Annotated in this window: 10 protein-coding genes and 1 pseudogene; 7 read left to right on the top strand and 4 right to left on the bottom strand. The window is 61.7% G+C overall.

Features of this window, described 5'->3' with window-relative positions; all coding sequences use genetic code 11:
* Positions 1-258: pseudogene (locus tag QZ511_RS07305) on the bottom strand (diphosphate--fructose-6-phosphate 1-phosphotransferase); the annotation flags it as partial.
* A 375-nt stretch (positions 259-633) separates the two neighbouring features.
* Between QZ511_RS07305 and mpl the strand changes: the two are divergent.
* The 4 genes from mpl to QZ511_RS07285 are packed head-to-tail and all read left to right on the top strand — an operon-like array spanning position 634 to position 5,669.
* Positions 634-2,016 (top strand): UDP-N-acetylmuramate:L-alanyl-gamma-D-glutamyl-meso-diaminopimelate ligase, encoded by a 1,383-nt coding sequence (gene mpl / locus QZ511_RS07300; protein ID WP_295801161.1) that lies wholly within the window; start codon positions 634-636, stop codon positions 2,014-2,016.
* A gap of 30 nt (positions 2,017-2,046) precedes the next feature.
* Positions 2,047-2,667, top strand: coding sequence for a flavin prenyltransferase UbiX (locus tag QZ511_RS07295; protein ID WP_295801158.1), 621 nt, complete (start codon positions 2,047-2,049; stop codon positions 2,665-2,667).
* A 44-nt stretch (positions 2,668-2,711) separates the two neighbouring features.
* A complete protein-coding gene (locus tag QZ511_RS07290; protein WP_295801155.1) occupies positions 2,712-3,002 on the top strand; it encodes a SelT/SelW/SelH family protein in 291 nt (96 codons plus the stop codon).
* A 48-nt stretch (positions 3,003-3,050) separates the two neighbouring features.
* Positions 3,051-5,669 (top strand): MMPL family transporter, encoded by a 2,619-nt coding sequence (locus QZ511_RS07285; protein ID WP_295801152.1) that lies wholly within the window; start codon positions 3,051-3,053, stop codon positions 5,667-5,669.
* An 89-nt stretch (positions 5,670-5,758) separates the two neighbouring features.
* Here QZ511_RS07285 and QZ511_RS07280 read toward each other — a convergent pair whose 3' ends face one another.
* From QZ511_RS07280 to QZ511_RS07270, 3 genes are all read right to left on the bottom strand, one after another.
* Entirely contained in the window at positions 5,759-7,033 is a 1,275-nt protein-coding gene (locus QZ511_RS07280; protein WP_295801150.1) for an aminotransferase class I/II-fold pyridoxal phosphate-dependent enzyme, read from the bottom strand.
* Positions 7,034-7,215: 182 nt separating this feature from the next.
* Positions 7,216-8,112, bottom strand: a complete 897-nt coding sequence (locus tag QZ511_RS07275) for a DUF6279 family lipoprotein (RefSeq protein WP_295801147.1) — start codon at positions 8,110-8,112, stop codon at positions 7,216-7,218.
* Between the two features lie 80 nt (positions 8,113-8,192).
* Positions 8,193-9,587 (bottom strand): substrate-binding domain-containing protein, encoded by a 1,395-nt coding sequence (locus QZ511_RS07270; RefSeq protein ID WP_295801144.1) that lies wholly within the window; start codon positions 9,585-9,587, stop codon positions 8,193-8,195.
* Positions 9,588-10,014: 427 nt separating this feature from the next.
* On the opposite strand from QZ511_RS07270, the gene nagK reads away from it, so the two are divergent.
* From nagK to nagA, 3 genes are read left to right on the top strand one after another with little or no spacing between them, the layout of a single operon-like run.
* Entirely contained in the window at positions 10,015-10,965 is a 951-nt protein-coding gene (gene nagK, locus QZ511_RS07265; protein ID WP_295801142.1) for an N-acetylglucosamine kinase, read from the top strand.
* 45 nt (positions 10,966-11,010) lie between these two features.
* Entirely contained in the window at positions 11,011-12,054 is a 1,044-nt protein-coding gene (nagB-II, locus tag QZ511_RS07260) for a glucosamine-6-phosphate deaminase NagB-II (protein WP_295801139.1), read from the top strand.
* 30 nt (positions 12,055-12,084) lie between these two features.
* A complete protein-coding gene (gene nagA / locus QZ511_RS07255) occupies positions 12,085-13,209 on the top strand; it encodes an N-acetylglucosamine-6-phosphate deacetylase (RefSeq protein WP_295801137.1) in 1,125 nt (374 codons plus the stop codon).
* Positions 13,210-13,265: the final 56 nt, after the last annotated feature.

Below are 13,265 nucleotides of genomic sequence, written 5' to 3'. Positions count from 1 at the left end.
GAGGCTCTTCAACTTGTAGCGGCAGGAGCCGAAGGCCCCGGCGGGGGTGTGGCGCAGGGCGGCAATGGTTTCACGGCTTTCCTGGCTGACATCGATCAGCTCCTCGCGGAGGGCGCCGACGATACCATTCAGGCCGGCGTAGACATTGCCGATCTTGTCGCTGTGCTGGCGGGCGGTTTCGATGACTCCGCACGCGGAGGCGTTGATGACAGCGGTTACGCCGCCGGATTGCGCATAAAAAGCATTCTTCTTCGACATGTCTATCCTATGGGGTCGCGGTATCTCGTCTTCGTCACACTGTGGGCGGCTCTTGACGGCTACCTCACGCGGCGCGAAGTCTAATGTATTCACATTGCAATTGCATGGAATTGCAGACATTCGACACTTACTGCCGGAAACTGCCGTGATAAGCTTGCGCGGCGTTGAAAACCCGGTGTCCGGCGGCAATTCCTGTTGTTGCCATTGTTTAAAGCAAAAAGCGCGCCGATACGCATTTTGCGCCAAGAAACCGGTGTCCCGGAGGGAATGATTGCGCGAATTGCCGGTCTCACCCGACGCCTGTTTCTACGGAACGCCTGTGGCCACTGATCGAAATACCCGTGGCTATTGAATGAAGAGAGTGAACAATCTGGCATGCATATTCATATTCTAGGTATCTGCGGCACTTTTATGGGCAGCCTGGCCCAACTGGCGGTGGCCGAGGGCCACAAGGTCACGGGATCGGACGCCAACGTCTATCCGCCCATGAGCACCCAGCTGGAGCGCGCAGGTATCGAACTGACCGAGGGCTATGACCCGGCACAGCTGGAGCCGGCACCGGACCTGGTGATTGTCGGCAACGCCCTTTCCCGGGGTAATCCGGCGGTGGAGGCGGTGCTGGAGAAGGGCCTGCCCTATACCTCCGGCGCCCAGTGGCTGTGCGACCACTTCCTCGGCGGGCGCTGGGTGCTGGCGGTGTCCGGTACCCACGGCAAGACCACCACCGCCAGTATGCTGGCGTGGGTGCTGGACTACGCGGGCATGGACCCGGGCTTCCTGATCGGCGGTGTGCCGCAGAATTTCGACGTGTCCGCCCGCCTCGGCGGCACCCCGTTCTTCGTGGTGGAGGCGGACGAGTACGACACCGCCTTCTTCGACAAGCGCTCCAAGTTTGTCCACTATCGCCCGCGCACCCTGGTCATCAACAACCTGGAATTCGACCACGCGGACATTTTTGAAGATCTGGCCGCGATCCAGAAGCAGTTTCACCACCTGGTGCGCACCGTGCCCGGCTCCGGCCTGATCGTGGCGGCGCAGGAAGACGCCGTGACCCAGGTGCTGGAACAGGGCTGCTGGAGTGAAGTGCAGCGCTTTGACGTGGAGGGCGCGGATGGCGTGCGCCTGGGCGACTGGTGTGCGGTGAACATTGCCGCCGACGGCAGCAGCTTCGAGGTGCAGTTCGAGGGCAGGGTGGTGGCCGCGGTCCAGTGGCAGCAGACCGGCCTGCACAGTGTGAAGAATGGCCTGGCGGTGATTGCCGCTGCCCGCCATGTGGGTGTCGAGCCGGCTACCGCAGCGGAAGCGCTGGGCAAGTTTGTCGGCGTAAAACGCCGTATGGAGTGTCTGGGGGAGATTCAGGGCGTCCGCGTCTACGACGACTTCGCCCACCATCCCACGGCGATTGAAACCACCCTCAACGGCCTGCGCGCCAAGGTAGGCAGTGACAAGGTGATTGCCCTGATCGAGCCCCGCTCCAATACCATGCGCATGGGGCACCACCAGGACCAGCTGGCCCGCGCCTGCAGTGGCGCCGACCTGGTGCTCTGGTACCAGCCGGAGGGCATGAACTGGTCGCTGGATGAGGTGGTTCACCACTCCACCGTGCCCGCGAAGGTTCTCCACAGCATCGACGCTGCGGTAGAATCCGTGGTTGAACTGTCTGCCCCCGGCACCCATGTGATCATCATGAGTAACGGCGGCTTTGGCGGTGTGCACCAGCGGCTGATCGGCGCGCTGGAGAAGAAACACGCTCAATAGCCCCGCGACCGGGGCCAAACGGATATCTCTTTGGCTGAGCCGACATTCCCGAAAACGGTCACCCTCGCGATTACCGGCGCTTCCGGCGCCCAGTACGGACTGAGGTTGCTGCAATGCCTGCTGGCGGCCCGCGTGCGAGTGTGGCTGCTGCTGTCAGATGCGGCGCGGGTGGTGATCAATACCGAAACCGATTTTGTGCTGCCGGAAGGCGACGAGGCGGTCGCGGTCTTCCTGCGGGAGACCTTTGCTGCCGCTGACGGGCAGCTGACCCTGTTTGGCAAGCGCGACTGGTTCTCGCCGGTGGCATCCGGCACCGGCGCCGCCAGCAGTCTGGTGATCTGCCCGGCCAGTGGCGGTACCCTGTCCGCCATTGCCTGCGGAGCCTCCAACAACCTGATTGAACGGGCCGCGGATGTAGCACTCAAAGAGCGTCGCCAGCTGGTACTGGTGCCCCGGGAGGCGCCTTACTCGGAGATTCACCTGGAGAACATGCTCAAGCTCACCCGCATGGGCGCGGTGATCCTGCCGGCGAGCCCGGGTTTTTACCAGAAGCCACAGACGGTGGAAGACCTGGTGGACTTTGTGGTGGCGCGGATACTGAGCCAGCTGAATATTGACCAGGCGCTGTTGCCCCCCTGGGGCGAGACCTGACCTTGAGCGATTTTTTGTGAGCGATTTTTCCGGGGAGGGGTGTGATGGCAAAGCCGGATCGGGCGGAGCGTACCGTCACCATTCACTACTGCGTCCAGTGCAACTGGATGCTGCGGGCCACCTGGATGGCCCAGGAGCTGCTGTACACCTTTGCCGAAGATCTCGAGCAGGTGGCACTCAAGCCCGGCAGCGGCGGCGTGTTTGAAATCCGAGTGGGCGACCAGCTGATCTGGGAGCGCAAGCGGGATGGCGGATTTCCCGGCCCCAAAGAACTGAAGCAGAAAGTGCGCGACGTGCTGTTCCCCGAGCGGGACCTCGGGCATGTCGACAAGTAACGCTGCAAATCACATTTTTATCTTCTTCTAACGACAAGCGAATTCATTATGTTGTTGGGCTTAAAGACCTGGTACGAAAAACTGGTGCTCGGAAATCCGAAAACCGTGCTGGCGCTGGTGGCACTGCTCACCATTGTGGCCGCCGCGGGGCTGTCGCGCTTCAAACTGGATGCGTCGGCGGATTCCCTGACCCTGGAAACCGACGACTCGCTGGACTTCTTTCGCGAGATTTCCGAGCGCTATGACTCCGGGGATTTCCTCGTGGTTACCTACCGCTACCAGGACGGCGACCTGTTCAGCGACGAATCCCTGGCGACCTTGCGGCGCCTGCAGGATGAGCTGGCGATGGTCGATGGCGTCACCAGCGTGCAGTCGATTCTCAATGTGCCGCTGCTGTACAGTCCCAAACTTTCCATTACCGAAGTGGCGGACGGTATCCGCACACTCTCTTCCCCCGGCGTAGACCGGGGCCTTGCGCGCACGGAGTTTCTGGAAAGCCCGATCTACAAGGATCTGATCCTGAGCCCCAACGGTGAAACCACCGCGCTGATGCTCAACCTGGCACTGGACAGGGAAGGGCTCGACCTGGTGCGTGAGCGGGACTCCCTGCGCCGCAAGCGCAATGAGGAAGGGTTGAGCGCGGAAGAGACGCATCGCCTGGAGGCGGTGAGCGCCACCTACCTCAAGCACCGCACCGAACAGGAATATGCCTCCCGCGCGCGGGTGCAGGAAGTGCGCGAGATCCTCGCGCACTACGACGACAACGCCGAGCTGTTCCTCGGTGGCCTGAGCATGATCACCTCCGACATGATCGCGTTTATCAAGAGCGACCTGATGGTGTTCGGCGCCGGGATCCTGGCATTCATTATCGTCACCCTGCTGGTGATCTTCCGCCAGGCGCGCTGGGTATTCCTGCCGCTGGCCACCTGTGTCACCACCGCGGTGATGATGCTCGGCCTGCTGAGCTGGCTCGACTGGCGCCTGACGGTGATCTCCGCCAACTTTGTCGCCCTGCTGCTGATCATTACCCTGGCCATCACCATTCACCTGGCGGTGCGTTATCGCGAGTATTTCTCCCAGCACCCGGAATGGGACCGCTTCCAGCTCGCCTCCGCCACCGTGGCATTTATGGCGAAGCCGTGCCTGTACACCGGTCTCACCACCATGGTGGCCTTTATCTCGCTGGTGGTGAGCGGCATCCGCCCGGTGATCGACTTCGGCTGGATGATGACCATGGGGGTGACCCTGGCACTGGTGCTGTCGTTCCTGATCATTCCCGCCAGCCTGATGCTGCTGAAAAAGCGCGATGCCGGGCAGGGCCAGGACAATTCCCACGCGTTTACCCAGGTGTTCTCCCGCTTTACTGAACATCACAGGGGGGTGGTGCTGGGGGTTGCCGCGGTGGCGGCAATCATCAGCGTGGTGGGGATTACCCGCCTGAAGGTGGAGAACCGCTTTATCGACTACTTCGATGACTCCACCGAGATCTACCAGGGCATGCTGGTCATCGACCAGCGCCTGGGCGGCACCATCAACCTGGATATCGTGCTGAACAAGCCGCAGGAAACCGCACCGGCCTTCGAGGGCGAGGAGGACCCCTTCGGGGCAGACTTCGGCGGCGAGGAAGGGGGTGAAGGTGCCGCTGACGCGGAAGCCGAGGCGGAAGATCCGTTCGCCGCGGAAGACCCGTTTGCAGCGGACGATCCCTTTGCCGCGGGTGGCGGTGAAACCCAGCAGGATTCCTACTGGTTTACCGTGGCCGGCCTGAACCAGGTCGAGCAGCTGCACGATTTTCTCGAGAATCAGCCGGAGATCGGCAAGGTGCAGTCGCTGGCGACCCTGTACAAGGTGGCCCAGGACCTGAATGGCGGAGGCCTGAACGACTTTGAGCTGGCGGTCGCCCGCCAGAGCCTGCCGGCGGAAATCAAGGAAGTACTGGTGAACCCGTACCTGTCGCTGGAACACCAGCAGGCCCGGATCACCATGCGGGTGATGGAGACCGATCCCAACCTGCGCCGGGATGAACTGATCCAGCGTATTTACGACTACGCGGAAAACGAGATGGGTCTGGCGTCCGGTAACGTTCGCCAGACCGGCATGCTGGTGCTGTACAACAATATGCTGCAGAGCCTGTTCAAGTCCCAGATCCTGACCCTGGGGGCGGTATTCGCCGGCATCCTGCTGATGTTCCTGGTGCTGTTCCGCTCGCTGTCGCTGTCGATCATCGCGCTGATCCCGAACATGCTCGCGGCCTGTGTGGTGCTCGGCGGCATGGGACTCGCCAATGTGCCCCTGGATATGATGACCATCACCATCGCCGCGATTACCGTGGGCATTGGTGTGGACCACGCAATCCACTACCTGTACCGCTTCCGCGAGGAGTTTGCGAAAGACGGCGACTATATCGCCACCATGCACCGCAGCCACGCCACCATTGGCCGCGCCATGTTTTACACCGCGATCACCATCATTGCCGGCTTCTCGATCCTGGCGCTGTCGAAGTTCGTTCCATCCATTTACTTCGGCCTGCTGACGGCACTGGCCATGACCGCGGCGCTGCTGGGTTCATTGACCCTGTTGCCGCTGTTGCTGGTGCTGTTCAAGCCGCTGCCGAAACCGGATGCCGAGCCGGGAAAGTCAGCGGCGGCTGAGGCCTGCCCCGGTTAAGGTCGCATTCCCTCCCAATAAAAAAACCGCGCCTCGGCGCGGTTTTTTTATTGGGGGCAGCCCGCCGCAGCGGGCTGCGCGCAGGTGGGCTACAGGGACTGCAACTGCTTGCGCACGCTGGCCAGTTTCACACACAGCACGAACACGGACATGGCGGTGTCCAGTTCTTCCAGCGGCGGAAAGCTCGGCGCAATACGGATATTGGTGTCTTCGGGGTCCTTGCCATAGGGGAAGGTGGCGCCGGCAGGTGTGAGTTTCACCCCGGCTTCCGCAGACAGGCGAATCACTTCCGAGGCGCAGCCGGGGCGGGTGTTGAAGGAGACAAAGTAGCCGCCTTCCGGGGACTCCCATTCGCCCAGGTCGGAATCGGTAAAGTTCTTGTCCAGGTGTTCCAGCACACAGGCGAACTTCGGACGCAGGATTTCCGCGTGCTTGTGCATGTGCTCCTTCAGCTGGGTCAGTTCCGGGAACAGGCGCGCGTGGCGCAACTGGTTCACCTTGTCCGGACCGATGGTCATCGCGGACATCTGCTTTTTGATGGATGCCAGGTTGTCGGGGCTGGCGCTGACAAAGGCCACACCGGCACCGGCGTGGGTCACCTTGGAGGTAGAGGCGAACTGCAGTACGGAATCGGCAGTTTCATTGCTCAGCGCGGCGTCGCGGATATTTGGCAGCTTCACCTGCTGGTCCAGGTCGTGGATGGCGTAGGCGTTATCCCAGAAGATGCGGAAGCCGGGGTTGGCAAACTTGCCCAGCTGCGCCAGCCGGTCCACGGTATCGCTGCTGTAGGTCACGCCGGTGGGGTTGGAAAACTTGGGCACGCACCACATGCCGATGATCTGGTCGTCGGCGCGCAGCATTTCTTCTACCGCATCCATGTCGGGACCGGTGGCGGTCATCGGCACGGTTTCCATGGCGATGCCCAGTTGCTCGCAGATCGAGAAGTGGCGGTCGTAACCGGGTACCGGGCACAGGAACTTGGGCGCGCGCAAGTCTTTCCACGGCGTGTTGCCGGCAAAGCCGAACAGGTAACCGGTGAGCACGGCGTGGTACATCATGGTGAGTGAACTGTTGCCGCCGGCAAGCACTTCCTCGAAGGGTACCTGCAGGATATCCGCGCCCAGTTCACGGGCCGCGGCAATACCTTCCATGCCGCCGTAGTTGCGCGTATCGGTGCCATCGGGCGCGCGGTAGTCACCGTTCAAAATACCGTCCAGGCTGTCGGAGAGGTGCAGCTGGTCTGCAGATGGTTTACCGCGGGTAATGTCCAGGCTCAGATTGTGCTGGCAAATACGCTGGTACTGTTGCTCCAGTTCTTTTTCCCACTGTTGCAGCTGTTCGCGTTGGGCGGTTTCGATACGCACGGAAGTTCCTCTTGGTGGCGTTGGTAATGGGTGGTGAATGAAGGATCAAAGAATGCGAGCCGGGAGCTTATCAGCGCTGCGGGGGCGCGTCATGTTCTGTGTGTCTTTTTGATGAAAAACCCGGAAAAAATAGGGTTTTCGGGCGAAAAACGTTGCAGTTGAAACCGTTGTCCGCGGGCGGGTCAATTGGTGTCTGCAGCCAGGATTCGGAAGTCCGCCGCATATTTCAACAGCGTGGTTTTCAGGTGTGCCAGTTGTTCCGGGGTGGCGCTGCCGGCGATTTCTTCCGCCAGCGTGGTGGCCTGGGCGCGGAGCTTGTCGTGCATCTTCTGGTATTCTGGTGGCCACAGGGTTTGCGGGTTGATGGCGAGTTCGCGCAGAGTTTTTTCATAGCCGGGGGGCTTGCTGCGCAGGGTGCCGAGAAAGGTTTTTGCCCACAGCTGGCGCTGGGCGTCGCGGACTTTGGGGTCGAAATCGAATGCCGCTACCTGGCGGTCGATCAGGGCTTCCTGCTGGTCGGTGAGGTCGCCGAGCCAGCGCTCGGACTCCTTGCGGAATTGCTTTTCCCGTTTGCGCTGTGATTTTTCCCATTTCTTGAGAGATTTTTCCCGCTCTTCACGGATATTTTCGGCGAGCTGGTCGATCTGGCTGTCGTCCATTTCCAGCACCAGCGGCAGTATCAGGTCCACCAGCATCACCGCCGAATTTTCCCACAGGGCATCCGCGTGCTGTTCCAGCTCCTCCAGCATTTTCGGGTTGCCGCTGATCTCGTCCACCTGCCCGGCGACTTCCTCAAAAAAATCCGCGTAGCGGGGCAGCTGGGTCTGGCGGTGCCAGCGATGGAACTCGTCCACCCGCTGGGAAAGCAGGTCTTCCTGGGCGCCATCGAGATCGAGATAGTTGTTGATTTTGTGGTCCAGCCACCAGTCGAGGTGGCCGTACACCAGGCGCACGCTGGAGCAGGCGCTCGTCAGGCAGAGCAGCGCCAGCAGGCTCAGCCACGGCAGCCGCTGGCCGATGTGATCGCGGATCCAGGCGATGGGGGAGGGACGTTTACTGAGAGTTATTGCCGTCGACATATGTCGGGTTGCCACTGCGTGCTACTGGTATAACGACAATATAGTCAGCGCAGCGGTTCCCGGGGGAAGCGCACCTTGCACTAGTTGATCCATACCTCGACGCGGCTGTTCTTGACCGGGCCCAGGTCGCGGTCGCCGGTGAGCGGTGCGAATGCCCCCACCGCCATGATGCGGCTGTCCCCCAGCTTGTGGTCCCGCAGCAGGGCGCCCTGGACCTTGAGTGCGCGGAAGCGGGAGATCAGGTCGGAAATATTGCTGTTCGACTTGCGGTCGGAGAATCCGACCAGGGTCACGGACAGCTGGCGATTTGCGGCTTCCTGCTCCTGCATAAAATCCTGTAACCGGTGCAGGTCGCGCAGGGCGCGGTTGTCCAGTTCGGTACTGCCGTCGGCAAAGCGAAAGGAGATGCTGAGGCGGGCGCCGTTTTCCATTAGCTTGCGATAGTTTTCCGGGGCATTGCTGTAGGGGGCCAGCTGCAGCGGTTTGGGAATCAGGTTGATAAAGCCGACCTGCTCAACCTCGTTCTGGCCGGCGTGGGATTCCACAAACCGGATAAAGGCGTCCACCTCTGCATCAATACGGCCGGGGTTCTTGTACAGATACAGGCGCCGGGTGAGCGGGAAATCCTCGGTGGCGACAATGCCGCGGTCCGGCACTATGGGTGCCAGCTCGCCGGCCTTCACCGCAATCTTGTGCACGCCGCCGGCATCGGCAAACGGCAGGTAGCCGATGGCGCCGGCTTCTTGCAGCACCCGCTGGCGGGTTTCGGCGTTGCCGGAAACCTCGCGGGCGACACTGCGGGGCGGTTTGCCGTTACCGAATACTTCCTGGTCGAAAGTGGCGCGGGTGCCGGACTCGGTATCCCGGTGCAGTGGGCGGATCGGCAGGTCGGGACCGCCCAGCTCGCGCCAGTTGCGGATCTTGCCGCTGTAAATATCGCCGAGCTGGGCAATGGAGAGCCGGGACACCGGGTTGCTGTGGTGGACCGCCACCACCAGGGCGTCGAGACCGATCACGTGCTCGGCCTGGGGCCCGGCGAAATCGCCGAAGCGGGACAGGGCCTGCAGTTCTTTGGCCTTGATCTTGCGCGACGCCATACCGATGTCCGCGGTGCCCTGGTCCAGGGCCTTGAAGCCGGTGCTGGAACCGAGGGCGATGATCGGAACGACTACGGACTCGCCCTCCAGGCGGGCGGAAATCCAGTGCTTTTCCCCCTCCGTTCGCTGCTCGATGGCGCTGGCCCCCTTCTGCTGCAGATAGCTTTTCACCAGCAGGGGCGCCAGTTCCGCACCGATGGTGTTGGATCCGGTCATGCGGAACAGCACCCGCTGTTCGTCATAGGGGGATTGCGCGGAAGCCGACAGGGCAGTACTCGCGGTCACCAGCAACAGCAGTGGCAGCAGCCACTGGCGGAAGGCGGTGGCGCGGGGCAGCTTGGCCCGGGTGGGGGAAGTGAGAATACTGTTGCATGCCATTGCTTGCGGATGCTCCTTGTGCGTCGAACCCTGTCTGCCTGCGCGGGCCCCGGGGGGGATCGGATGTCGTGGGATTTGTCGCAGGCGCGCGCTTTATCGCAGAAAACTGTGACGAAGTTATTGCAAAGAGGTTGAGGCAGTTGGCATCAATGTGCCGTGCCGCCTGTGACAGGGGCTGCAAAGCGCTGTGGAATCGCCCGCATTTTGCCCCGGGTCACGCTTGAATCGGGGCGCCTGGAATCCAAAATGAGAAGAAATGGGGAATTTTTTTCAAAAAGGGCATGACAACGCTGTCATTTGTCTTGTAGTATTTCTCCCATATTGGCATGGGCGCTCCGCGCGCCCACCGGGTCCTCCAGGGGCGCAAGAATGCGGTGGGGAATCCGGTTAGGACAGATAACAATAGAAATCTTAGGGGCCGGTACAGATGGTTGCTTTGAGAGACAGCAGGGACATTCTATTCGTCGGTGTCGATGGGGGCGGCAGCAAATGCCGTGCCTCGATCTTTGATGCCGGCAACCGCCTGCTGGGGACCGGTGTCTCCGGGCCCGCAAACCCCCTCCACGGATACGCCCAGACGATTGATTCCATTGTGCGCTCTGCGGCACTGGCAGTAGCGGACGCGGGGTTGCCTGCAGAAACCCTCGGCGAACTGGTGGCCGGTGTCGGCCTGGCGGGGGTCAATATGCCCCGGCTCTATAATGAAATGAATGCCTGGGCCCATCCCTTCAAGCAGATGTTCCTCACTACCGACCAGCACTCCGCCTGTCTCGGCGCCCACCGCGGTGGCGACGGTGCGGTCATCATCGCTGGCACCGGCTCCGTCGGTTACGCCTGGGTCGATGGCCGCAGTGTGATTGTGGGCGGCCACGGCTTCCCCCACGGCGACAAGGGCAGTGGTGCCTGGCTGGGGATGGAAGCCGTCAAATACCTGCTGATGGCGATGGAAGGGCTGGCGGAAGACTCCGCACTCAAGCGCGAGCTGCAGAGTGCCCTGGGCACCGAAGACCCCTACGACGTGATCGAAATGATGGCCGGCAAGCCATCCAGCCAGTACGCCAAGCTGGCGGTGCCGGTGGTGGAGTGCGCGGAAGCGAACGACCCGGTAGCTGCGGCCATCATGCGCGATGGTGCGGCGTACATCAGCGATCTTGCGGATAAATTGATGGAAAGCAAGCCGCCGCGGCTGGCCATGATCGGTGGCCTGGCGCCCCGTCTGAAGCCGTGGCTCAAGCCACATGTGGCGGAGCGGGTTTCCGATCCGCTGGATCCGCCGGAGCTGGGCTGTGTGTACTTCGCCCAGCAGTCCCTGGCGGCGCTGGGGAGCGGCGAATCCCGCAAGGGAAAAGAAACCGAGACAAAAGTGCTCTTTGGATAAGCGCGCGCAACCAATACAACACACTGGATATTACGGACAGGATTTATGAGCGCAGTGACCCCTGCTGAGGCCAACAAGGTGGATGCTTCTATGGCTATGACAGTGATGGAGAGCGAGGCCCGCGAGGCCCCGGAGCGGATTGCCGAGCAGTTGCAAAGCAATGCCGGCATCATGGCGGAGCTGGGTGAGCGCCTGCGCAACAAGCCGCCGCGCTTTGTGATGATCGTGGGGCGCGGCTCCTCCGATCACGCCGGTGTGTTCGCCAAGTACCTGATCGAAATCGAGACCGGCACCCCGACGTTTGCCGCGGCGCCGTCGGTTTCCAGTGTCTACGGCAAAAAGCTGAAACTGGAAGATGCGCTGGTGATCGTGATCTCCCAGTCCGGCCGCAGCCCGGACATCCTGGCCCAGGCACAGATGGCCAAAGACGCCGGTGCCTATACCGTGGCCCTGGTGAATGACGAGTCCGCGCCGATCAAGGATATTGTCGACCTGCTGGTACCGCTGAAGGCGGGGCCGGAACTGGCGGTGGCCGCCACCAAGAGCTACCTCGCCACCCTGGCGGCGGTATTGCAGCTGGTGGCGAACTGGACCGAAAGCCCGGAGCTGAAAGGCGCGGTGGAAAACCTGCCGCAGACCCTGTCGGAAGCGATCGATTCCGAAATTCAGCTGCGCCCGGAAGACCTGGCGGCGGTGAAGAACCTGGTGGTGCTGGGGCGCGGTCCCGGTTACGGCATCACCCGCGAACTGGCGTTGAAACTGAAGGAGGTGTGCAACATCCACGCGGAATCCTTCTCCAGCGCCGAATTCCTGCATGGCCCGGTCACCCTGGTGGAGCAGAAGCTCACCGTGGTGAATGTGCCGATCGAGGACGAGTCGTACCAGGCTCACAGCGAGCAGATTGCCGACATCATTCGTCGCGGCGGCACCCTGATCAATCTGCACGTGCCGAGCAAGGGCGTGCATCCGCGGGTTGCACCGCTGGCACTGTTGCAGCGCTTTTATATCGACGTTGCCCATGTGGCGGTTAGCCGCGGCATCAATCCGGATGCGCCGGCCGGCCTGAATAAAGTGACTCAGACGGTTTAAGGTTTTACGCGAGAGATACGGAGCAGGTCAGTGGCGCAGACGTTTATCGCAGAGCAGTTGTTTGACGGCGAGCAGTTTCAGCGCGACGTGGCGCTGACCGTCGACGATGGGAAGGTGATTGCGGTCGGCGGCGACCACCCTGCAGACGCGGTGCGATTACAGGGGCTGCTGGCCCCGGGTCTGATCGACGTCCAGGTCAATGGCGGTGGCGGTGCGCTGTTCAACAATGACACCACCGTCAGCGCGTTGGCAAAGATGTCTGCGGCCCACGCCAAATACGGCACCACCGGGTTTATGCCGACGCTGATCACCGACGAAGTGCCGGTGATGCAGAAAGCGGCGGACGCGATCAGTGCGGCGCTGAAAGAGGAGGTGCCCGGGGTAATCGGCGTGCACTTTGAGGGGCCGCACCTGAGCAAGCCGAAAAAGGGCACCCACGAAGAGAAATACATTCGCCCGCTCAGTGAGGCGGAGCTGGCAATTTACGCCCGCGATGACCTGGGCCTGAAAATGGTCACGCTGGCGCCGGAAAATGTTTCCCCGGAGGACATCTCAAAGCTGGTGTCGCTGGGGGTGAAAGTCTGCCTCGGCCACTCCAATGCCGATGGCAAAACCGCTGCGGCGGCGGTGGCCGCCGGTGCAACCGGGTTTACTCACCTGTACAACGCCATGTCGCCGCTGCATTCCCGCGACCCGGGCATGGTGGGGACGGCACTGATCAGTGACGGCTGCTGGTGCGGGCTGATTGCGGACGGCCACCATGTGAGCGCGGAGGCAATGACCCTGGCACTGAAGGCCAAACCCCGCGGCAAGATCATGCTGGTGACCGATGCCATGTCGCTGGTGGGCAGTGATGAAACGAGTTTCCCACTGTTCGATCGCATTGTTACCCGCGAGGGAGACAAGCTGACCTCCACCACCGGGGAGCTTGCGGGGTCGCACCTGGATATGATCAGCGCGGTGCGCAATATCCGCGACTGGTGCGGCGTGGAGCTCGCCGAGGCACTGCGGATGGCCGCTCTGTACCCGGCCCAGTTCCTCGGTACCGGCGGTGGTCGAATTACACAGGGTGTGCAGGCGGACCTGATTTTACTGGATGACGAACTCCGGGTTCAAAAGACCTGGATTGGCGGGCAGGAAGTTTTCTCCGGATAACTTTGTGCTCGAAAACATGTGGCAAAAAATAGAACCGGCCACCCAAGCACGATAAA

The organism is uncultured Microbulbifer sp. (genome assembly GCF_913055755.1).
GTDB lineage: Bacteria > Pseudomonadota > Gammaproteobacteria > Pseudomonadales > Cellvibrionaceae > Microbulbifer.
Note: the sequence above shows the minus strand (reverse complement) of the source record. Positions and strands in the feature narration are given on the sequence as shown.